The sequence below is a fragment of the Acaryochloris marina S15 genome (assembly GCF_018336915.1).
In the GTDB taxonomy this organism is placed as follows: domain Bacteria; phylum Cyanobacteriota; class Cyanobacteriia; order Thermosynechococcales; family Thermosynechococcaceae; genus Acaryochloris; species Acaryochloris marina_A.
Genome location: NZ_CP064923.1, coordinates 940,312 through 960,186, shown reverse-complemented (window position 1 = coordinate 960,186; position 19,875 = coordinate 940,312). Strand labels below are relative to the sequence as shown.

The following is a 19,875-nucleotide window of genomic DNA, read 5'->3' as shown; positions in this document are numbered from 1 at the left end:
GACAGGCTTGACGAAACACAGTAAAAATAGCTAGATTCTCTATTCCCATTCGATGGTGCCAGGGGGTTTGGAGGTGATATCGTAGGCGACTCGATTCACACCCTTCACCTCATTGACAATGCGGTTGGAAATCGTTTCTAGGAGTTCGTAGGGGGCACGAGACCAGTCTGCGGTCATGCCATCTTCACTAGAGACAAACCGCAGCACCACTGGGTAAGCATAGGTGCGCTGATCCCCCATTACCCCGACGCTACGGACGGGCAATAAAACCGCAAAGGCTTGCCAAAATTCACTATAGTTTCCAGACCGATTGACTTCTTGGCGCACAATTAAATCAGCATCCCGCAGAATATTGAGACGCTCTGCTGTAACTTCCCCAATAATTCGAATGGCTAAGCCGGGGCCAGGAAACGGATGGCGATTGACAATCTCTTCCGGTAACCCCAGGGAGCGGCCTACCTTGCGAACTTCGTCTTTAAATAGCTTCCGCAGAGGCTCGACCAACTTAAATCGCAGATCTTTCGGTAGCCCACCGACGTTGTGGTGACTCTTAATTTTGACGGCCACTCGTTCGCCTGTAGCTGGGTCTACATTGGTATCTGCAGATTCAATCACATCAGGATAGAGGGTGCCCTGGGCCAGATAGTCGAAGGGTCCTAGACGCCTTGATTCTTCTTCAAAGACTTGGATGAATTCGTGGCCAATCCGTTTGCGTTTTACCTCAGGATCGGTGATGTCATTCAGCCGTTCTAAAAACCGTTCGCGAGCCATCACATATTCCACAGGGATATGAAATTGATCTCGGAATAGCTTCACTAGCCGTTCAGGTTCCAGCTTGCGCATAAACCCTTGGTCAATGAACATGCAGGTTAAATTATCGCCAATGGCCTTATGAAGGAGAAAGGCTAGGGTTGAAGAGTCAACGCCACCAGAGAGGGCAAGTAATACTTTCTTATCCCCAACTTTGGCCCGAACTTCGCGAATGGCTTCTTCTACAAAGGCTTCTGTGGTCCAAGTCGGTTCACATTCACAAATGTGATAGACAAAGTTACAAATGAGGGCCTGTCCCCCTTGAGAGTGCACCACCTCTGGATGGAACTGCACACCGTAGAGCTGGCGGTCATGATTAGCAACGGCAGCTTGGGGGGTGTTGGTGGTGTGAGCTAGAACCTTAAACCCGTCCGGTAGAGCAGTCACGGAATCTCCATGACTCATCCACATGATGGTTTGATCGTCGACGTTGGTCAGCAAGTCCGTGGGGTCATCAATAACCAGGGAGGCTTTTCCATATTCGGCTGCATCGGAGGCTTCTACCTGCCCCCCGAGCTGTTGCACCATCAGCTGCATGCCATAGCAAACCCCTAAAACGGGAATACCCAGGTTCCAAATCTCAGGATCACAAGCAGGGGCATGCTGGGCATAGACAGAATTAGGACCACCAGACAGGATAATGCCCTTGGGATTAAGCTGTTGCAACTGCTCAATGGATGTGCGATAAGACAATACTTCTGAGTAGACTTGAGTCTCTCGAATGCGACGAGCGATCAGTTCAGAGTACTGGGAGCCAAAATCAAGAATGACAATCATTTGCCGATCGACGGGGGTCTGGGCAAAGGTGGAGTCCTCGGGATGAGCAGAAAGAGGTTGCTGGGTCTGAGAAGGCACGGAAGATATCCCTTTGAATGATGAGGGGGCAGGGTTTGGATAGAACAGTTAAACCAAAAAAATTAGAAAACCCTAGAACCCGAGGTATGGATAACTAGCGATGGAAGAATATATGTGGAGGCTTTAAAAATAGGTATAAATATTCTTACAAGTTTAAGTCAATCTGGGGGTTGCTGACAAAACGCTTCAGTAAAGAGGTACCGAAAGCGCTGACCGCAAACAGTTGGCGGCTACGGTTAAAGAGTGCAGAACCCACCTGGACGGTGTGATCACAATGGGTATGGATGTAGGTTTGCGATCGCACATCGATTCCCTGCGTAATCGCCCCATAGACTGCCTCTACCCAACGACTCTGGGTTTGATGATCTAAGTTCATTAAGAATTGCAGCGCTGCCTCGGCGGTGGGGCTAGAAAATAAGGATTGAATTTGGGGAGAGGGGAGTCCTAAATTGGCGGCATGGGCCGTCAGAATCTCCAAGCGAGCATCGGCCAAATGGTGGTGAGTCTGAAAAATCCCTCCCGCCAGCTTTAGCAGCTTGCCGTGATACCCCAGTAATAGAACAGAAGAGACGCCTTGCAGCCCAGCTTCCACTAACAGTGGTCCCAACCAGTTAGCAGTTTTGATCTGGACTTCAGGAGGAATTCCTAAGGTGCGGGCAATATCTAGGCCATTCTCACCCACACAAAACACCAGACGGTTCTGATCCATCGCTTTCTGTTGGAGCTCGATCCGAAATTGCTCCAGCTGCTGGGGGGCACTCAAGGGCTGAGAGATACCTGACGTTCCCAAAAGAGACAATCCTTCAACCACCCCAAATGCTTCATTTGAGGTGCGTTTAGCTAAGGCCCGCCCCTCGGGCAGGATGAGGGTGACCCGAATTCGATCCCCCGGCTGCAGATGTTGCCCTAAGTTTCTGTGCAGGAGCTGTTGGGCATAGCTATAAATGGCCGCTTGATCGCCTTGGTTTTGGTTAATGCCAATGCCTTCTCCCCCGATGAGAACAATCGATTCAGCTTGGTCCGATGGAGCCCATTCCACCAGGGCCCAAATCGGGGTATATCGAGTTAAATCTAAATTGTCGCCGGGATCGCTACGGGTAATGGCTAGGGCTTGATCAGGTCCTAATCTTGAGACCTGTTCAATGAGGATCTCTACGGATTGCTGAGGATTGACTAAGTCCAGGGTTACCTGGGATCGCGAGATGGAGTCGTAGAGGTGATGCAAAGCTGCGATCGCAGCAGCGCAAGCAAAGACGGGTAAAGTATAGCCAGAACGGGGGGGAGGAGTTGTCATGAAGAAATGCTCCATTTGTCAGAGCATTCAGAACAGTAATGTTTTATCCTTTAAAACTGTGGACTTTTGACAGGCCGGAGTCAATCAAGATCCCACGTCATTATTTTGTTATACGAGATTCCATAATCATTATGAAGCGCTTTGTCTCCCGTCTACTCAGCTTAATGCTTGTAGCCTCGATGTTCTTAACTGGTTGCTCGCTTCTCTCTCCGGAGACCCTCCTATCGGGTGACTACCAGCAAGACACCATCTACGTGATTGATAACCTCAGTAGTGCGATTACCTTGCCTGATGATGATCCCAATAAAGCAGACAACCAAGCAGACGCAGGCGCTCTCATCAGTGAATATGTGTCTCGATATCGTCGTAAGCCCCAGTTAGCAGGGTCTGCGTCCTTTATGACGATGGCAACGGCATTGAACGGTTTAGCTGGACACTACAACTCCTATCCCAACCGTCCTTTACCTCAGAAACTAAAGGATCGTTTGGAGCAAGAGTTTAAACAAGCTAAGATTGCCCTCAAACGTGAATCCGCTGCTTAACACTTACTTCTTGGAAGGAATCTACGCATGTTTGGTCTAGGTTGGTTAGAAGTCGGACTCATTGCTTTAGCGGCAGTCATCCTGTTTGGTCCCAAGAAGTTGCCTGAACTGGGAGCATCCTTAGGCAAGTCCCTGAGGGGTTTTAAAGACGAATTACAGGGCGACTCAGAAGAAGATCCCACCGAAGACTAGATCAGCGCAACAATAATTCTTTCTGTGTTTAATCCAATCCCCCCCTTTTCTCTACCCGAGAGGAGGGGGGGATTGAGCTTTGTCATGATTCAACTAGCATGAAGGTGGACTTGCGGCTAGGGAGCCATAGTAGGGCAGAATGTCTTGCCAGGTGGGTTGCTGCCCAGCCTGCCATTGTTGATGGGCTAAGGCAATCATGGCTTGGCAAATGCCCTTTGGCTCTACAGTGTCAGGGGAAAGGTGGTGGTGAATCTCTTCGGTGGATAAGAGTTGTTGCCATCCTTCTAGATCGATGTACTGGAGCGGTTTATAGGTTGATAAAGTCTGATTGGATGCATTCCAAGTAAACAGGCTGCCATAGACGGATCCACGCTGGCCCGGATATTCCACCGCTATCAGCTCCCCCTCATTTACCTTTGATAAGCTACAAGCATAGGCATAAGCTTGAGCCGTGAGAGTGGAAATCCCGTAAAGCGGAATGTGTAATTGTTGGGCTAAGGTGCGGGCCGTCACCACGCCAATGCGGGTGCCGGTAAAGCTACCTGGGCCTTGAGCAACCACCAGCCATTCCAACTCAGACCAGGAGAGGGGCGCTAGAAAGGCCTCTAAATATTGATGAAGGTAGATAGAGATATCTCGGCCTAAATCCCAGGTTTGGTAACGGTTGATTTGGTCAAAGTTGGAGATCCCTAAAGTTAGGGCTGAGCTAGTCGTATCGAGGCCAAGAGCATACATATGGAACTTCGTGATAACGATCACCTTCTCATTCTAGTAAGGCAGGGGATGATGGTTGCACAACCTTGCAGTCAGCAGTAGACAGGACAATCACGATAGGACTATGGAACGCATTCTAGGCGAATATTTAGGAGAATTTAACGGATATAGCGGTTGGATTGTCTGGAATCTCTTTCTGGCCTTTATTCCCATGACGTTGAGCTTTTGGCTGTTTCGGTGGCCCCATCAATCGCGAACCCTGGTTTGGTGGATTGCGTTAGTCTCATTTATTGCCTTTTTACCGAATGCGCCCTATCTCCTGACAGACATTATTCACTTAGTGGGTGCGGCTCGAAGCACAGATTCCATCTGGATTGTCACCTTATTTTTTATTCCGCTCCATACGTTTGCAATTTTGGCGGGGTTTGAAGCTTATGTGATCTCTTTGATTAATCAGGGACATTACCTCCAAAAACAGGGAGCAGGCCAGTTTGCGACGTGGGCGGAGATCCTGGTGCATATTCTCTGTGCGATTGGTATTTATCTGGGGCGGTTTATCCGCTTTAATAGCTGGGATCTGATCACCAATCCCAAAAATGTCCTGCTGGTCAGTATGAATGAACTAACGTCAAAGTTCCCTTTTGTCGTTGTTTTGATTACTGTGTTGGTGCTGATTCTGTTCTATTGGATTATGAAGCAAATTACCTTGGGCCTGGTGCTGAGGTTTCAGCATGTCCGCAAGGCTAGCCAAGGTCTAGTTTCTGATCAAGATCTGTACTGAACCCTGGTTGGGGCATGCCAGAATAGGGGCATGAACCCCATGTGGAGAATCAGTAATGCCCTTAGAACGTCGGTTGTCTCGTGATGCATTTTTGCAAAATGAGATTGTGATTCTGAAACAGCTTTGTCTAACGCCAAGTCGGATGTTTCAACCGGGACGCTACAAGGTCAGTGAGCTGCCAGATGAAGCCTTCACAATGGGATTAGTGGAACGGGCTCCGATTCCATCTGAAGAGAGTCCAGATAGCGATTAATAGGGAATAGTCTCCTTCTACCACTTTCAATGGTTTCAATCTGGATTGGCCTAGCGCTTGAAATGAATCCGGTTGGGACTATGAGCATCCCGCTTATCTAAGCATCACTGGCTCTCTTGATGGATGTGGATATTGATTGCATCCTAGATCTACATCCAAGGTTAATAGCTGCGATAATATGTGAGTTTGCCAACGTGCAATGATAATTTCCCCCTCAGTTGGGGAATCTTGTTGTTTTAAGAGGGAGCTGGATCAATCAGGTATGCGAACCCACTATTGCAGTGAATTACGAAATGATCATGTGGGTGAACGGGTTACCCTCTGTGGTTGGGTAGACCGCCGTCGCGATCATGGGGGCGTGATTTTTTTGGATGTGCGTGATCGCACCGGTCTGATCCAAATTGTCAGTGACCCAGAACGAACCCCTGCAGCCTATCCCCAAGCCGATGCCCTCCGAAATGAGTATGTGGTTCGGATTCACGGTGAGGTGAGTCGTCGTCCGGATGATTCCCTCAATCCTCGCCTTCCCACGGGAGACGTTGAGATCTATGCTGATCAAATTGAGCTGCTGAATGCGGTGCATCAACAGTTGCCGTTTCAGGTCTCGACTGCCGATGTGGAATCTGTAAAAGAGGAGCTGCGACTCAAGTATCGGTATTTGGATTTGCGACGCGATCGCATGCATCAAAACATCATGATGCGGCATCGCTTAATTCAATCCATTCGTCGCTACTTAGAAGATCAGCAAGGCTTTGTTGATATTGAAACTCCCGTCTTAACTCGCTCCACTCCTGAAGGTGCACGCGACTATTTGGTGCCCAGTCGGGCCAATCCAGGAGAATGGTTTGCCCTGCCTCAGTCGCCCCAGATTTTTAAGCAACTGCTGATGGTGTCTGGATTCGACCGCTATTACCAAATCGCCCGCTGTTTCCGGGATGAAGACTTACGAGCCGATCGGCAGCCGGAATTTACCCAGCTGGATATGGAAATGAGCTTTATGTCTCAAGCGGAAATTATCCAGCTCAACGAAGACTTAATGCGGCATGTCTTCAAAGCGATCAAGGATGTTGACTTGCCCAAGACCTTCCCACAAATGACCTATGCCGAGGCAATGGAACGGTACGGCACGGATCGTCCAGATACTCGATTTGACCTGGAATTGGTCAATGTCTCTGACTTGCTCAAAGACTCAGGATTTAAGGTGTTTTCAGGGGCGATTAAAAAGGGTGGACAAGTCAAAGTCCTGCCTATCCCCGATGGTAATGCCAATATTTCCAACGTTCGCATCAAACCCGGTGGTGACTTATTCTCGGAGGCCTGTGCGGGGGGTGCCAAAGGTTTGGCCTATATCCGGGTCAAAGAAGATGGGGCCATTGAAACAATTGGGGCGATTAAAGATAATCTATCGCCAGAGCAAACGGCAGAATTATTAGAGCGCACGGGGGCCAAAGCGGGCCACTTACTTTTATTTGGCGCCGGTCCAACGGAGATCGTCAATGCTTCTCTATCTCGGGTACGCCTGGCGTTGGGAGCGGAAATGAAGTTGATTGATCCGGACCAAATCGATTTATTGTGGATTACTGAGTTCCCCATGTTTGAATGGAACGCTGGTGAAAAACGTCTGGAAGCTCTCCACCACCCTTTTACGGCTCCTTATCCTGAAGATGAAGCCGATCTCAAAACGGCTCGCGCCCAGGCCTATGACTTGGTTTACAACGGTTTGGAAATTGGCGGGGGGAGTCTGAGGATTTATCAAGCAGATTTGCAACGGCGTGTGTTTGACGCCATTGGCTTATCAGAGGAAGAAGCTCAGGATAAATTTGGATTCTTGCTCAATGCCTTTAACTTTGGTGCCCCGCCTCATGGCGGGATTGCCTATGGTATTGATCGCTTGGCGATGCTGCTCAGTGGTGAAGAGTCAATTCGTGACACGATTGCTTTCCCTAAAACCCAACAGGCTCGATGCCTATTGACTCAAGCACCGTCAGGTGTGGATCAGAGGCAGCTTAAAGAATTGCAGATCAAATCCACGGCTGAGCCTAAAAAGTAGTGGTTATCCTTCTGAGCCACTATTCAGGGCTAATGGTGAGAGGAGTACCTTGATCAGCTTAAAATCCTAACTGTCTGGCCTTAGTCGTTTGAGACTCATATTGCTTAAATACTGTAGGTGGAAAAGGATTGCCCGACAATCCTAAATCCGTTAGATTTGTTAGCTTATTTAGCCTGATAGGCAGATCTTTTAGTTGATTATGGCTGAGATATAGGGTTTTTATCTTGAACAACTGGTCCATCTCTGGGGGGACTTTATTCAGCTGGTTATAGGATAGATCAAGGGTTTGTAAGCTGGTCAGCCTACCAATTTCTGATGGCAAATTGGTCAAATAGTTGAAGGGAATATAGAGTTCTTTGAGATTGGAGAGTTTACCAATTTCTGGCGGCAGGCTGTGTAAGCGATTATTGCGGAGATAAAGCCCTTCTAAATTTGAGAGTTGGCTAATTTCTGGAGGCAGACTTTTCAGCCCACCAAATGTTAAATCCAGGCTTCTTAGCTGAGACAGCTGTCCGATTTCTGGAGGCAGACTGACCAACTGATTATAAGGAAGCTGAAGTTCTTCAAGCTTGGTGAGCTGGCCAATTTCCGGGGGCAAACTCTTTAACTGATTGCGGGTAAGCTGGAGAAGCTGTAAACGTTTTAGTTGGCCAATCTCGGGTGGTAGACTGGCCAATTGGTTGAATCCAAGATACAGTTTGTGCAAATTTGAGAGCTGCCCAATTTCTGGAGGGAGTTGGGTTAAAGATAACCCTGAGAGATCAAGTTCTAGGGCCTCTGTCTGCTTCGCAAATTGAATTCGACGCCGTGCTTCCTGATATCGAGCTTCTACTGGGAGAGTATTTAGTTCGCTCTGAGCCAGTAATATTTTCTGAGGTTTGGATATAATTTTAGCCAAGACCTGTGAATGATATAGGGGCGAGACTAAACTCATTAGCAGCATCAAAATCCCTACTGATAATGTAGTCCTGAATCTATACCCTCGATCAATTGAATGGTCGCTCATGAATACTTTTTGGACCTCCTAATAGGAGATTGGGGTTTGATCTATGACTCAAAGTTTGTAGTTGGGTGAGTTTATTGGTTAATTTTTAGCATACTGGCTAGGACCTTTTATCAGAGCTGATCTTGATCACCTTCTCCATGATGAATTCTAGTATTATGTGCTGGTTTGGCTGGTCAGTATTCTATGATTTATGTCTGTCACTACATTCATCACAGCTATTACAACCATAGGTAAGACTCGCTTGTACTAGCCCATGACTCAGTTGCCCCGAAATCTTCTCCCGTTATGAAATTATGGCTGGTGTGAGCACGAATGAGTGGGGAGTCCCTTAGGTCCGCTTGCGATTCAAACGGTCCGGTCTAAATTGAACCATACTCATTCTAAGAAAGTCTAAGCCTAGGTGAAGTTCATTGGGGTGAGAGACTTCAGTCACCCGATTGCAAAAGATGCAGAGGAGTTGTTGATATGAGGAGATTGGATTGGGCTGCAGTTGGGTTTGGCGTTTGTATGGTGTCGTCATCCATTCTATTGTGTGTCGGATGCCATGCCAGTTCCGTAACTCCCCCAAACCCAACGATCAGTTCAGCCAGAAGCCTGACGGAACGGGTTAGGCATGAAGGTATCCCGCGCACCTATCATATTTATTTACCTGAGGAATTTAAACAACAGAAGTCACTGCCCTTGGTACTGGCTCTTCATGGGGGCGGTGGAACGGGACGCCAGTTTGATCAAGCGCTGTCTCAAGGCCAGTTGAAGACCATTGCTAATCAGCGAGGCGTCATTTTGGTTTTCCCAGATGGCATGAATCGCCAATGGAGTGATGGGCGTACTCAGCATCTGAAGCGAAATAAATCCTACGATGATGTTGGCTTTATTTCCAAAGTCATTGACCGGATGATAGATGACTATGGCGTTGACTCCCAAAGGGTTTACGTTACCGGCATTTCTAATGGTGGGTTTATGTCAGTTCGCTTGGCGTTAGATCTGTCGGACAAGATAGCTGCGATCGCACCTGTAACAGCCCAACTTCCCCTCGCTCTTCAGGATAAGACTCCTAAGCAACCGATTTCAGTCATGATCGTCAACGGAACGGAGGATCCGATTGTGCCATATCAGGGTGGGCATGTTCGTCTGTTTAGGTTTGGCCGCAGTCGTGGCGAAATCCTCTCGACTGCCGATACCATTGAGCATTTTCGTCTTCAAAATAACTGTCAAGCTACGCCGAAGAAAATATCACTCCCAGATAAGAATCCCAACGATAGTACTAGGGTTGAGATGGAGCAATATACGGGTTGTGCTGATCAGACAGAGGTAACGCTTGTAAAAGTGATTGGTGGGGGTCACACTTGGCCTGGTGGTGCGCAATACCTGAAACCTAAATTGATTGGCAGAGTGTCGAAGGATATCAATGCTGGTGCCATGATTATTGACTTTTTCTTGAAGCATTCGCGGTAAGAGAGGGCGAGTGAAGATAAAAGTTCAAACGATTGCCGATGACACTATTATTCATGGGGTGGTGACTTCAATATTATGAATGACGAGAATTATTAACTGCCAATGTGTCGCATATCTACCCAGATGAGGCGTATTAATTTAATCCTTTAGAGGAGGATGTTATACGTCACGTGACGTATAACCATAGTTATCCCGTGCAGGAATTGTCGTTCATGCCGCTAGTCCGTTCAGAATCGCAAGGTGGGAACATTCTTGACCATTATTGTGACAACGAATCAGACAGCGAACAGATTCGCAAATGGTACGCTGCGATGCGTGATCTGATTCCAAAACTCGATGCTGAATTACCGAACACCGATGTTTGGGTCCTAACTTCACACGATTCGCTGTGCCTAATGTCGGTATCGGAATATGAAGCTGGCGACCATCATGTAATAATCGAACACTATTACGATGGATGTTTCAGAATGTCATACCATCCTCCAGAAGGCGAACTCCCAGTGTCAGGATCACACGTTACCTTTATGGCAATCGGTGTTCCAGAGGCTTTGGCTCGGATCAAGATTGCAATGGCTGCATCCAAAGGCTGGCCTGACAGCCCCGACTTGTAGCCGATGTGCCTGCAATCGCGGAAAACAAATACACCGTTGTCTCAAATCCGGGCGTATCCCCAACGGACACTCACTTGTCGCAATCCTATGTCTATCAAGATTGAAGGCTCTGAAAATATTAGTAATGTCTTTTCCATTTTTCATGATGGCGACATTGTTAATGGTCATCAGAAAAATAGTTCATTGCTAATTGAGGTTGAAATCCAGTATCTGGCTGAGAGAATCAACCCTCCTTTTCGGAAGTTTATGCTTCGCTTAGACAACGTGAGGAATTTACATTTTTCCACTTGGCCAAGTGACTGGAAGTCTGAACCTAAAGTATTGAGAGATGCAAAAACTATTTTTAAATCAGAGCTTGGGATTCTGGAAGGAAATTATGAAGAAGACCAAATAAAGGTTGCTTGTGACCAGCATTTACCAGAATTTGACTACTGTGGTGGCGAGCTTCACTTCTCCGCTACTTCTGTTGAAGTTACTGATGAGGCGGGAAAGGGGTATTCAATAGAAGAGCTTGGTGCCCTTTGCAAAGACTACTGGGATGAATGGGCCAATAATAAGTCATAACACTTGTATGCACTCGAACAACAAAAAGTGTTGCTGCTTTTCACAGCTGATGATGCGCACTAATTCTGAAAAACGAACCAGAAACTTTTATTCGGTCCATTTGAAATTAGGAAGATTCTTAAAAAAGCATCGAGATTGAATGAGCTTGAAATGCTCAGAAATCTTTGAGGAGAGAAGGTTTTGCGTTCTTCGGTCGAGAACAATAACACCCAAGATATCCCCAAAATACCAGTCACATTTCTAGTTTTGTGACATTGATTCTGGAAGACGGACAAACAATTGAGTCTTGACCTCTTTTGGTGAGCTGAGTAAGAGATACAATTTAGAGCCTCATTATTTGCTAAATTGATTGAGACTTATAACGGTAGATTAGGGAGTTCGGCCTTGTTTAGTTTTTATCTGTGAGCAGAATTACAACACATTTTCTGAATCACCAAAAGCGGACAAGAGCCAAATAATTCTGGAATGTATATTTTGTAAAGCGGGTGGGGGGAATCGAACCCCCATCATTAGCTTGGAAGGCTAAGGTTTTACCACTAAACTACACCCGCGTGGTGCTGGATATTCAGCACAATTTAGGCTAACACAAATTGGCTAACTTTCTGCAAGCCCATCCAACCTTCTCGGCTGAATTTTGCGTCTTAGCCCGCTGCAAAAAGTTTTTTTAGAAAAACAAGCCACCGAAAAAAGAGAATTTGCCTCCTATACTCTGGCGGGGGCAACAGAATTAGGGCTACGATGGTGCTAATTCAAGACCGACCATGCTGATTTACTACCTCCTAGCGCTTCTACCTGCGATCGCAGCTTTTGCTACAGGCAGTATTGCTATCTATGTATGGCAACGACGGGCCGTTACGGGAGCAAAATCCTTCTTTGGATGTATTCTCAGCCTCTTTATCTGGTGCTTCTTTGCGGTCTTAGAATATCTCAGCACTGAAGCCACCCCTCGCATCGTTTTCGGCAAACTGCAATACCTCGGCATTCCGTTTTTTGCCGTCTTTTGGCTAGTCTTTACCCTGCAATACACCCATAACGATTCTCGTCTGAGCATCCAGAGAACGAGAGGGATGATGGTGTTGCCATTGCTGAGCATGATCTTTGCCTTTACAGATCCCTGGCATGGTCTGATTTGGGCTTCTGTAGAACTAGGGCATACCCCTGCTCCCCAACTGATGATTGAGCATGGCTGGTGGTTTAGCTATGTGATGATGCCCTATAACTACTTGCTTCTGCTAGGGGGCGTCGGCGTTCTCCTCAACGCCTATTTCGCCAGTTCCCAGATCTATCGACAACAGATTTTGATACTGCTGTCTGCGTCGATTATTCCCTTCTTTTCCAGCCTGTTGTACCTGTTGGCAAGAGTCCATTTCTATGGGTTAGATCTGACTCCGGTTAGTTTTGCTCTGAGCGGTTTGATCGTGGTTGTGGGGCTATTTCGCGGCAAACTGTTTGAGGTCTCCCCCATTTCCTACCGCACTGTATTTCTCAACACGGAAGATGCAGTGATTTTCCTAGATACCCAAAATCATATTGTTGATTTGAATCCCAGTGCGTATCGAGAGAGTCTGTTTGACAATATTTTGGGACAGCCATTTCACGTTGGTTTTCCCGCCTATCAGCACTTGCTGACAACGCCCCTGACCCAAGAAATAACAGAAACCATTAAGCTGTTTCAATTTTCCCAAACCTTATTAAAAGAAGTCAAAATTCGGACGTTGCACAGCCCTGGCCAGCGTCTTGTGGGATCTCTGGTCATTATTCGTGATGTTACCGTTGAGCATCAAAAACAAGCGCAGCTGAAGCACTTTGCCTACTTTGATAGTCTTACTGGGTTGTGTAATCGCCGCCAATTGGAAATCTCAGGCCAATTGTCCCTTAGTAGTGCGGGCAAAGGATTGTGGCCAGTGGCGTTGTTATACGTGGATTTAAATGACTTCAAGCCAATTAATGATACCTATGGTCATCAGATTGGCGATGCAGTGCTAATTTACGTGGCTAAATGCTTGAAAACTTGCGTTCGTCAGGGAGACATTGTTGCCCGGATTGGTGGGGATGAATTTGTGGCCTTGTTATTTAAGGCGAATCAAAATGCTGCCCATACCACGCGAGAACGGCTCTTACTTCGCCTGCGACAACCCCTAGAACTTGAGAACATTACCCTCAAAATTACGGCTAGTATTGGCGTTGCCAGTCATCCTCAGGATGGCTGCACCCTTTCAGAACTATTGCATTGTGCTGATCAAGTCATGTATCAGGACAAACAAAACTATCGCGATCGCCGGTCCCGTCGCCGGTCCCTGACGGATCAAACCCAGGGAACTATGGGGTCACCCAAGTAATGGTCGTGAGTCATTCAGACTATTACTTCGCCTACGGATCAAATTTATATCAGTCTCGTTTACTAGAGCGGGTCCCTTCCGCTTGCTTGATCAGTCTGGGCCAACTCCAGGGGTATCAACTTCAGTTCCATAAAGTGGGCTTAGATCAATCTGGTAAAGCCAATATTCAAGGCAACGGACGACCCAACGATAGGGTTTGGGGAGCCGTTTTTCAGATGGATTTATCTGAGCTTCCCCACTTGGACCGAGCCGAAAGCTTGGGGGTAGGCTATGAACGCCAATGTCTCAGTATTGTGACGGCTGAGGGATGTCTTGAAGCATTTACCTACTTGGCCCTGCTTAAGGACGATACGTTGCGTCCGTTTCATTGGTACAAAGCTTACGTTGTCCAAGGAGCCCTGGAACTGAGCCTGCCAGCCGCCTATGTTCAGCAAATTCAGGCTGTTCCATCCATCCCCGACCCTGATGCTGAACGTCGTCAGCATCATATGGCACTGCTAGGGTGAGTGTTAACTTTATCCATCTCTTAGGGTTGGTTTTATAACGATTAATCGCAAAAGCTTCAAAAGTAGTCTAAGTCTTGGCATGCTGAGGGAATCTCACTGAATCATCACTCCTTCGCTCCCTCAGAAACGATCATGGATTCTTTCACTTCCCGACTCTGCTCCAAGACTAGTTTGGCGATTGGCCTGTATATTAGCGCCATGGTCAGTTTGGGCTTTTTAGCCCATGCTCAACTGAATGCAATGCAGTTAATGCAGTCAGAACGACCTGTAAGCGTATCGCCTTAAGATTCTCAGCTGCTTAAGCAATCACAGCCGATTGAGGCATCAGCCGGTGCAGCAGTTGATTTAAGGCTGTAATGGTCCAATCAATATCTTCAAGGGTTGTTTGCTTGCCTAAGGTCAAGCGAATGCCAGATAAAGCTTGCTGATCCGAGTACCCCATGGCTTTCAGAATGGGGCTGGGTGCTAGCTTACCGCTATGGCAAGCCGACCCGGCACTAATGGCAATGCCGGCCAAATTCATCTGTCGGACTAAGGTCTTGCCAGTGATATCCGTGACAGGGTGGAGGCAAAAGCTGACGTGATGGGGTAATCGTTGGTTCAGGTCTCCTGTTGGCTGGAGGTAGGGAGAGGTGCTGAGTTGGGAAAACATGCGATCGCGCAGCTGTATCAGTCGTAAACCCTCTGTTTCCATTTCTTCAGCCGCAATTTCAGCCGCCAGACCAAACCCCGCCAGAATCGGCACAGCCGGTGTTCCTGATCGCATCCCTTGTTCTTGTCCGCCCCCTGCTAATAAGGGAATAAGGTTAGTTCCAGGACGCACATATAAAGCGCCTGCTCCTTGGGGACCATAGAGTTTATGGCTAGAGAGGGAGAGCAAATCAACAGGCAAGGTTTGCACATCAATAGGGAGTCGACCGGCGACCTGCACCGCATCGGTATGGAAAAGTACCCCTCGATCGCGAGCCATTTGGCCTAAAGTTTGGATCAATTGGAGGGTGCCAATCTCGCTCTGCCCATAAATCACTGAGACCAAAACGGTATTACTTTGGATTGAGTTTTTGAGAGCGTTTGGAGAGATATGACCTTGGGCGTCTACGGGCAAACGAGTGACCTGCCATCCCTGTTGCTCTAATAGTTGAGCAGGCTCAGTAATCGCAGAATGCTCAATGCTAGAGATGATTAAATGTTGGGGTTGGGCAAAGGTTCTAGCGATGCCCATTAATGCTAAGTTATTGGCTTCCGTCCCACCTGAAGTGAAAATAATCGACTCGGCGGGAGCATGAATCAAGTCTGCGACCTGCATGCGGGCTTGTTCTAGAACAGTTGCAGACCGCTGCCCCCACTCATGCAAACTAGAAGGATTTCCCCATTGTTCTGCCCAGATTGTGCCCATGGCAGTAATCACGTCTGGGTGGCAAGGAGTGGTTGCACTGTAATCTAAGTAGATTTGCATGGTGGTATTAGTCTGACAGGCAACAATTCAATACCTCTTGAACAGGGGGAGGTCTGCTTCATAGTCTAGCGGGATTCTGTAGGCCAGGTATAGGCTGCCTGAATATATTGAGCCTTATGGATAAGAACGTTCTTTGGTTTGCCAGTGAATGTTGAATGCACCGTTGATATATCTGGTGAGTTTAAGAGTGGCGAGAGAGAATCTAATACGAATCCAGCAACTATCGCAGACTGATGTTCATTGTCCAAGATGCAAATGGATAGGTTGGGGGCAAATTACAACAAATCACAAGATTCTGGTTTCAGTTCTCTATCCATCAGGCTTCCTAAAGCTTCCTGGGGGGTAATTCGTCCCTTCAGAAGTCGATGAACTTGGCGAGCAATGGGAATAGGGATGCCTTCTCGGTTGGCCAAATCGACCAGGACATTGGTGGTATTTACCCCTTCTGCAGTTCCTTGGAGTTGATCTAAAATTTGGGTGAGGGAGTTGCCTTGGGCTAGTTGATACCCCACTTGATAGTTACGGCTGAGGGGACTCGTACAGGTGGCTAACAAATCTCCTAAGCCGGATAGTCCAAAAAAGGTTTCTGCCTGTCCTCCCAAATGGGTGCCGACTCGAATCATCTCTGGGAGTGCTCGCGTGATCAACGCAGCCCGGGCATTGGTGCCGAGTTTGAGGCCTTCGCAAACCCCGACTGCGATCGCAATCACGTTTTTCAGGGTCCCACCCAATTCCGTACCTAATAGATCAGGGTTGGTATAGACTCGCAAACAGTCCGAAGAAAAAAGCTGTTGCACCGTTTCTACAGCCGCTTGATTAGGGCCTGCAACCACCGTTGCCGCAGGCAACCCTTGCTCAATCTCCTTAGATAAATTGGGGCCAGAGAGGACCAAAACAGGGTTGTTTGGAAAAGTGGCCTGCCAAATTTGGGAGGGAGTGCGGAGCGTTGTCTGATCTAACCCTTTAGTGGCACTGACGATGATGGTTGAGTGGGGTAGCTCTAGCTGCTGGAGCTGAGCGGCAATACCGGGGATGCCTTTCATGGAGATGGCAACCACAATCACCTGAGCTTGAGCTAGGCTTTCTGCTAACGTTAACGGTCCCCGGCGGGACCAAACCGTCACTTCATGTTGATTGACTTGGGCTAGGGTCCCTAAGGCTGACCCCCAAACCCCTGTGCCCAAGATAGTGATGGCTGTTGTGGACATGAAAGCAAGATCCTAACGAGAACATCAACTGACAGGCGCTGTTGTCTGAGCCATCATAAAATCAGGCAAACTATTGGCTTCCATAAAGCGGTGATAATTTTGAACTTGGCGATCGCAATCCGCGTCACTCCAGTTGCAGTATTGCTTCAAAATCGCTGTCACTGACGGAAGCACATCAAAACCGTAATTCGTTTGCATCGCCAAAATTGTGCGCCGCACACAAATATCGACGAGGGTGTAGGCTTGTTCGACTTGGACGGCATAGACCACTTGGGCTTTAATATCGAGCAGCGATGGGGTAATCGGCTCTGCTAGTTCTGGGGTTTCATCCACTAGGGCCAAAATCTTCACTGCAAAACTGCCATAGATGGAGAACAGATGAAAGATTGCTTCTCGGCTAACAAGGGCCTGGTATTTGCTGATCATGGTTTCGATCAAGGTATCGTCGAGTGCGATCGCACCCGGAAACAGCTCTTGCTTAGTTGCACAAGGAATAAGGGCACGACCTTGCTTTTTCAAGACTGCATCCACCATCTCTTCAGCTACCTGCCGATAGGTGGTGAGTTTACCGCCAATTAAAGAGATCAAGTTGGTAATACCGTCTTTGCCGTGATCGTAGAGAACATGACTGCGGGTAATACTGCTGGTCTTTTTGCCTTTGCTGTAGGGTAAAGGTCTGACGCCTGCGTAGGTAAAGCGAATATCTGCCCGAGAGAGCTGAGCACAGGGAATGACTCGATTGGTTTCATTTAGTAAATAATCAATTTCATCATCACTGGCTTTAACCCGATCCAAATCGTCCCCATACCGAATATCAGTCGTCCCAATCAGATACTGATTCGCCCAGGGCAGAATGAAAAACGGACGGTTATCAACCGCGGCTTCTGCGTAGAGGGCGGCATCAGGTGCTCCTGGGAACGGATCTACAATAATGTGGCTGCCTTTAGTGCCACCGATTTTTCGGTCTTGTTTCAGGGTCGAGGACTGTATCCCTTGTAAGACCTGATCGACCCAGGGACCTGCCGTATTAATCACCACGGCTTGGGGTGACAGTTGGACGGTATGGGATGTCTCTGAGATCAAATCTTCAACGGTGATCCCTTGGACGCGGTCCCCCTCAACCTGAAGCTGAGATACTTTTGCGTAGTTGAGCGCCGTAGCCCCTGCTACTTGGGCCGACAGCACTAACTCCAAACAGAGGCGTTCAGCATGGACGACTTGGGCATCAAAATATTGAGCTGCCCCTTTCAGCCCTTTAGGATTCAGGTGCCGAAATAGCTGTAAGCACTTTTGCAGCGGGAGAATCCGGTGATTGGGTAGAGATTTATCAAAACTGAGGACATCATAGAGCAGCATTCCGGCCTGAATTTCCCAGAACGCCCGCGAGCCACTGGCATAGACGGGGATTGACATCTGCAGAGGTCGGACTAAATGGGGGGCCACCCGTAATAGCACTTCCCGCTCTCGTAAGGATTCCCGGACCAGATTGAACTCGAAGTATTCCAGGTATCGCAGGCCGCCATGAATCAGTCGACTAGACCAGCCTGTGGTGCCGCTGCCAAAATCATCTTTATCGATTAACAGGGTTTTGAGTCCCCGCAGGGCAGCATCACGGGCAACCCCTGCCCCATTACTCCCTCCCCCAATCACGATGAGGTCAAAGGCCGTGTTCTCAATCGTTTGCCAATTTCTCATGTGTGAGCACATTATGTGGTGATTTACATTTGAACCCAGGATTGCGTGCTGTGGCACTGCCAACAAGATGACATAGATCTTTTATTTAAGGCGTTTTCTTCATCTCTTTCACCAATTCTGTTAGCTTTGGGGTGAAAAGATAACCGTTGCCTCGTTGTATCCGTCTGGAATGGATGAATGGCGGCAGGTTAAGAATGACAGCTTGGTGTACTGAGCTGGACCACGGCAGAATAAAGTAAGTGTGCTAATTGCTTAAGGGTAGAAATTATGGTGTTAACCGCTTCTACAATGTTGGACTTGGGAACACCCGCCCCCAACTTTCAGCTACCTGATGTGGTCAGTGGGCAAACCATTTCCTTAGATACATTTGCCCACCGCAAAGTTCTGTTGGTGATGTTTATTTGCCAGCATTGTCCGTTTGTGAAACATGTCCAATCGGAACTCGCTCAGATTGGTCAAGATTATTCTGCTCAAAGCTTGGGAATGGTTGCGATTAGCTCCAATGATATCCAGAGCCACCCCTTGGATGATCCAGAGCACTTAACAGCAATGGCCACCAGCCTCGGTTATAACTTTCCTATCTGTTTTGATGAACGCCAAGACGTTGCCAAGCAATATACGGCGGCCTGTACGCCAGACTTTTTTGTTTTTGATGCCCACCGTAAACTTGTCTACCGGGGACAGCTAGATGATAGCCGTCCCAGCAATAACCTGATGGTGACTGGGGAAGATTTACGGGGGGCTTTGGATGCTGCCCTGGCAGAACAGCCGATTGCTGCGCAGCAAAAACCGAGTATCGGTTGCAATATTAAATGGAAACTGGGGAATGAACCCCCTTACTATGGCTGAAATAACCGCTTGTTTGAGTAGAGCGCTTCATGGATCGAACTTTGGATGCGACCACCTCTGCTTCTGATGCCTGTTGGCAATGATCATGGAATCTAGAGGCTAATGAAGAAGATGGAATGTTTTGGCTTAAGGCTGTAACAAATTCCTGAGGTTTCAGGGTGTCCATATCGAGGCCAGCCAGGGTCTGTTGAAAAACTAATTCTGCAATTGGACCAATACAGTTTGCTAGCTCTTGCTTACAACGATCAATAAAGTGGGGAGAGAGGGAGTGCTCTCGGGAGACATTTACTTGATGACTAGGGAGTAGTGCCGTTGATTGTCTAGCTAGTTTTTTGACCCGTTTCCAGACCACCCAATGAGATCCATCGTCTTGCAACAGGCAAGCTTGACCCGATTTGCAGGAAATTTGGCAATATTCTAGTACTGCTTTCTCTAGCTTCTTAGAGATTTTAGGCCCCAATTGGAATAATTGACCGTGAAATAGGAGCTGATGATCGTTAATACTTTGTATATCTTGTGCTTGCAGATCTTGAACTTGAATGACTTTCAAGAGAATCCTCCTGCTGAAGTGGTAGCAAGCAAATTCCCCCTTAAACCACTCTGTTAGCAGAGCTAATTACTGTTGAGTATAGAACGTCAACTCGGCAAGTGTAAACTTATCTTGAGACAAGCGGCTATAGCTTTAATAATCACTT

At 47.7% G+C, this 19,875-nt stretch carries 20 protein-coding genes and 1 tRNA gene; 12 read left to right on the top strand and 9 right to left on the bottom strand.

Annotated elements, in window-relative coordinates; translation table 11 throughout:
* Positions 1–39: 39 nt before the first annotated feature.
* Positions 40–1,665, bottom strand: a complete 1,626-nt coding sequence (gene guaA, locus I1H34_RS05165; protein WP_396124548.1) for a glutamine-hydrolyzing GMP synthase — start codon at positions 1,663–1,665, stop codon at positions 40–42.
* 145 nt (positions 1,666–1,810) lie between these two features.
* Positions 1,811–2,959 carry a cobalt-precorrin-5B (C(1))-methyltransferase CbiD gene (gene cbiD, locus I1H34_RS05160; protein WP_212664651.1) on the bottom strand — a complete coding sequence of 383 codons (1,149 nt, stop codon included), beginning with the start codon at positions 2,957–2,959 and terminating at the stop codon, positions 1,811–1,813.
* Between the two features lie 131 nt (positions 2,960–3,090).
* Between cbiD and psb27 the strand changes: the two genes are divergently transcribed.
* Both psb27 and I1H34_RS05150 read left to right on the top strand, forming a co-directional pair.
* The gene (gene psb27, locus I1H34_RS05155; RefSeq protein ID WP_212664650.1) at positions 3,091–3,501 is read left to right on the top strand and encodes a photosystem II protein Psb27; all 411 of its coding nucleotides are present in this window, start codon (positions 3,091–3,093) and stop codon (positions 3,499–3,501) included.
* A 27-nt stretch (positions 3,502–3,528) separates the two neighbouring features.
* On the top strand, positions 3,529–3,693 hold the full coding sequence (locus tag I1H34_RS05150) for a Sec-independent protein translocase subunit TatA/TatB (protein WP_212664649.1): 165 nt from the start codon (positions 3,529–3,531) through the stop codon (positions 3,691–3,693).
* A 93-nt stretch (positions 3,694–3,786) separates the two neighbouring features.
* Here the strand turns inward: I1H34_RS05150 and tsaB are convergent, their stop codons facing one another.
* Positions 3,787–4,428, bottom strand: coding sequence for a tRNA (adenosine(37)-N6)-threonylcarbamoyltransferase complex dimerization subunit type 1 TsaB (tsaB, locus tag I1H34_RS05145; RefSeq protein ID WP_212664648.1), 642 nt, complete (start codon positions 4,426–4,428; stop codon positions 3,787–3,789).
* A 103-nt stretch (positions 4,429–4,531) separates the two neighbouring features.
* Here tsaB and I1H34_RS05140 point away from each other — a divergent pair, with 103 nt between their 5' ends.
* From I1H34_RS05140 to aspS, 3 genes are all read left to right on the top strand, one after another.
* Complete coding sequence (locus I1H34_RS05140) at positions 4,532–5,188, top strand: DUF1361 domain-containing protein (RefSeq protein ID WP_212664647.1); 657 nt, start codon at positions 4,532–4,534, stop codon at positions 5,186–5,188.
* A 55-nt stretch (positions 5,189–5,243) separates the two neighbouring features.
* Entirely contained in the window at positions 5,244–5,441 is a 198-nt protein-coding gene (locus I1H34_RS05135; protein WP_212664646.1) for a hypothetical protein, read from the top strand.
* 262 nt (positions 5,442–5,703) lie between these two features.
* Positions 5,704–7,491: an aspartate--tRNA ligase gene (gene aspS, locus I1H34_RS05130; RefSeq protein ID WP_212664645.1), complete on the top strand. Its 1,788-nt coding sequence runs from the start codon at positions 5,704–5,706 to the stop codon at positions 7,489–7,491.
* 58 nt (positions 7,492–7,549) lie between these two features.
* On the opposite strand, the gene I1H34_RS05125 is transcribed toward aspS, so the two are convergent.
* Complete coding sequence (locus I1H34_RS05125; protein WP_212664644.1) at positions 7,550–8,389, bottom strand: leucine-rich repeat domain-containing protein; 840 nt, start codon at positions 8,387–8,389, stop codon at positions 7,550–7,552.
* A 573-nt stretch (positions 8,390–8,962) separates the two neighbouring features.
* On the opposite strand from I1H34_RS05125, the gene I1H34_RS05120 reads away from it, so the two are divergent.
* The 3 genes from I1H34_RS05120 (at position 8,963) to I1H34_RS05110 (ending at position 11,127) form a co-directional block, all read left to right on the top strand.
* Positions 8,963–9,952 (top strand): extracellular catalytic domain type 1 short-chain-length polyhydroxyalkanoate depolymerase, encoded by a 990-nt coding sequence (locus I1H34_RS05120; RefSeq protein ID WP_212664643.1) that lies wholly within the window; start codon positions 8,963–8,965, stop codon positions 9,950–9,952.
* 467 nt (positions 9,953–10,419) lie between these two features.
* Positions 10,420–10,563 carry a hypothetical protein gene (locus I1H34_RS05115; protein WP_212664642.1) on the top strand — a complete coding sequence of 48 codons (144 nt, stop codon included), beginning with the start codon at positions 10,420–10,422 and terminating at the stop codon, positions 10,561–10,563.
* Positions 10,564–10,650: 87 nt separating this feature from the next.
* Positions 10,651–11,127 (top strand): hypothetical protein, encoded by a 477-nt coding sequence (locus I1H34_RS05110; RefSeq protein WP_212664641.1) that lies wholly within the window; start codon positions 10,651–10,653, stop codon positions 11,125–11,127.
* Between the two features lie 480 nt (positions 11,128–11,607).
* Here I1H34_RS05110 and I1H34_RS05105 read toward each other — a convergent pair.
* Positions 11,608–11,678: transfer RNA gene (locus I1H34_RS05105), tRNA-Gly, on the bottom strand.
* Between the two features lie 210 nt (positions 11,679–11,888).
* Between I1H34_RS05105 and I1H34_RS05100 the strand changes: the two genes are divergently transcribed.
* From I1H34_RS05100 to I1H34_RS05090, 3 genes are all read left to right on the top strand, one after another.
* Positions 11,889–13,466, top strand: a complete 1,578-nt coding sequence (locus tag I1H34_RS05100) for a histidine kinase N-terminal 7TM domain-containing diguanylate cyclase (protein ID WP_212664640.1) — start codon at positions 11,889–11,891, stop codon at positions 13,464–13,466.
* Positions 13,466–13,972: a gamma-glutamylcyclotransferase family protein gene (locus tag I1H34_RS05095; RefSeq protein ID WP_212664639.1), complete on the top strand. Its 507-nt coding sequence runs from the start codon at positions 13,466–13,468 to the stop codon at positions 13,970–13,972. The genes I1H34_RS05100 and I1H34_RS05095 overlap by 1 nt, the downstream gene beginning before the upstream one ends.
* A 132-nt stretch (positions 13,973–14,104) precedes the next feature.
* Complete coding sequence (locus tag I1H34_RS05090) at positions 14,105–14,257, top strand: hypothetical protein (protein WP_175307264.1); 153 nt, start codon at positions 14,105–14,107, stop codon at positions 14,255–14,257.
* 13 nt (positions 14,258–14,270) lie between these two features.
* On the opposite strand, the gene I1H34_RS05085 is transcribed toward I1H34_RS05090, so the two are convergent.
* The 3 genes from I1H34_RS05085 to glpD form a co-directional block, all read right to left on the bottom strand.
* On the bottom strand, positions 14,271–15,428 hold the full coding sequence (locus I1H34_RS05085; protein WP_212664638.1) for a cysteine desulfurase family protein: 1,158 nt from the start codon (positions 15,426–15,428) through the stop codon (positions 14,271–14,273).
* A gap of 275 nt (positions 15,429–15,703) precedes the next feature.
* The gene (locus tag I1H34_RS05080; protein WP_212664637.1) at positions 15,704–16,636 is read right to left on the bottom strand and encodes an NAD(P)H-dependent glycerol-3-phosphate dehydrogenase; all 933 of its coding nucleotides are present in this window, start codon (positions 16,634–16,636) and stop codon (positions 15,704–15,706) included.
* 24 nt (positions 16,637–16,660) lie between these two features.
* Positions 16,661–18,331, bottom strand: a complete 1,671-nt coding sequence (gene glpD, locus I1H34_RS05075) for a glycerol-3-phosphate dehydrogenase (RefSeq protein ID WP_212664636.1) — start codon at positions 18,329–18,331, stop codon at positions 16,661–16,663.
* A 267-nt stretch (positions 18,332–18,598) separates the two neighbouring features.
* On the opposite strand from glpD, the gene I1H34_RS05070 reads away from it, so the two are divergent.
* Positions 18,599–19,180, top strand: a complete 582-nt coding sequence (locus I1H34_RS05070; RefSeq protein ID WP_212664635.1) for a thioredoxin family protein — start codon at positions 18,599–18,601, stop codon at positions 19,178–19,180.
* Here I1H34_RS05070 and I1H34_RS05065 read toward each other — a convergent pair.
* Positions 19,140–19,730 carry a hypothetical protein gene (locus I1H34_RS05065; RefSeq protein ID WP_212664634.1) on the bottom strand — a complete coding sequence of 197 codons (591 nt, stop codon included), beginning with the start codon at positions 19,728–19,730 and terminating at the stop codon, positions 19,140–19,142. The two genes, I1H34_RS05070 and I1H34_RS05065, sit on opposite strands and share 41 nt — an antisense overlap.
* Positions 19,731–19,875: the final 145 nt, after the last annotated feature.

Bases quoted from the DNA above. Each gene is read 5' to 3' on its own strand.
- I1H34_RS05135 (WP_212664646.1), top strand. From the start codon at position 5,244: ATGCCCTTAGAACGTCGGTTGTCTCGTGATGCATTTTTGCAAAATGAG.
- I1H34_RS05090 (WP_175307264.1), top strand. From the start codon at position 14,105: ATGGATTCTTTCACTTCCCGACTCTGCTCCAAGACTAGTTTGGCGATT.
- I1H34_RS05070 (WP_212664635.1), top strand. From the start codon at position 18,599: ATGGTGTTAACCGCTTCTACAATGTTGGACTTGGGAACACCCGCCCCC.
- aspS (WP_212664645.1), top strand. From the start codon at position 5,704: ATGCGAACCCACTATTGCAGTGAATTACGAAATGATCATGTGGGTGAA.
- glpD (WP_212664636.1), bottom strand. From the start codon at position 18,331: ATGAGAAATTGGCAAACGATTGAGAACACGGCCTTTGACCTCATCGTG.
- I1H34_RS05080 (WP_212664637.1), bottom strand. From the start codon at position 16,636: ATGTCCACAACAGCCATCACTATCTTGGGCACAGGGGTTTGGGGGTCA.
- I1H34_RS05110 (WP_212664641.1), top strand. From the start codon at position 10,651: ATGTCTATCAAGATTGAAGGCTCTGAAAATATTAGTAATGTCTTTTCC.
- I1H34_RS05100 (WP_212664640.1), top strand. From the start codon at position 11,889: ATGCTGATTTACTACCTCCTAGCGCTTCTACCTGCGATCGCAGCTTTT.
- I1H34_RS05150 (WP_212664649.1), top strand. From the start codon at position 3,529: ATGTTTGGTCTAGGTTGGTTAGAAGTCGGACTCATTGCTTTAGCGGCA.
- I1H34_RS05140 (WP_212664647.1), top strand. From the start codon at position 4,532: ATGGAACGCATTCTAGGCGAATATTTAGGAGAATTTAACGGATATAGC.
- I1H34_RS05115 (WP_212664642.1), top strand. From the start codon at position 10,420: ATGTCATACCATCCTCCAGAAGGCGAACTCCCAGTGTCAGGATCACAC.
- I1H34_RS05095 (WP_212664639.1), top strand. From the start codon at position 13,466: ATGGTCGTGAGTCATTCAGACTATTACTTCGCCTACGGATCAAATTTA.
- I1H34_RS05085 (WP_212664638.1), bottom strand. From the start codon at position 15,428: ATGCAAATCTACTTAGATTACAGTGCAACCACTCCTTGCCACCCAGAC.
- cbiD (WP_212664651.1), bottom strand. From the start codon at position 2,959: ATGACAACTCCTCCCCCCCGTTCTGGCTATACTTTACCCGTCTTTGCT.
- I1H34_RS05120 (WP_212664643.1), top strand. From the start codon at position 8,963: ATGAGGAGATTGGATTGGGCTGCAGTTGGGTTTGGCGTTTGTATGGTG.
- psb27 (WP_212664650.1), top strand. From the start codon at position 3,091: ATGAAGCGCTTTGTCTCCCGTCTACTCAGCTTAATGCTTGTAGCCTCG.
- tsaB (WP_212664648.1), bottom strand. From the start codon at position 4,428: ATGTATGCTCTTGGCCTCGATACGACTAGCTCAGCCCTAACTTTAGGG.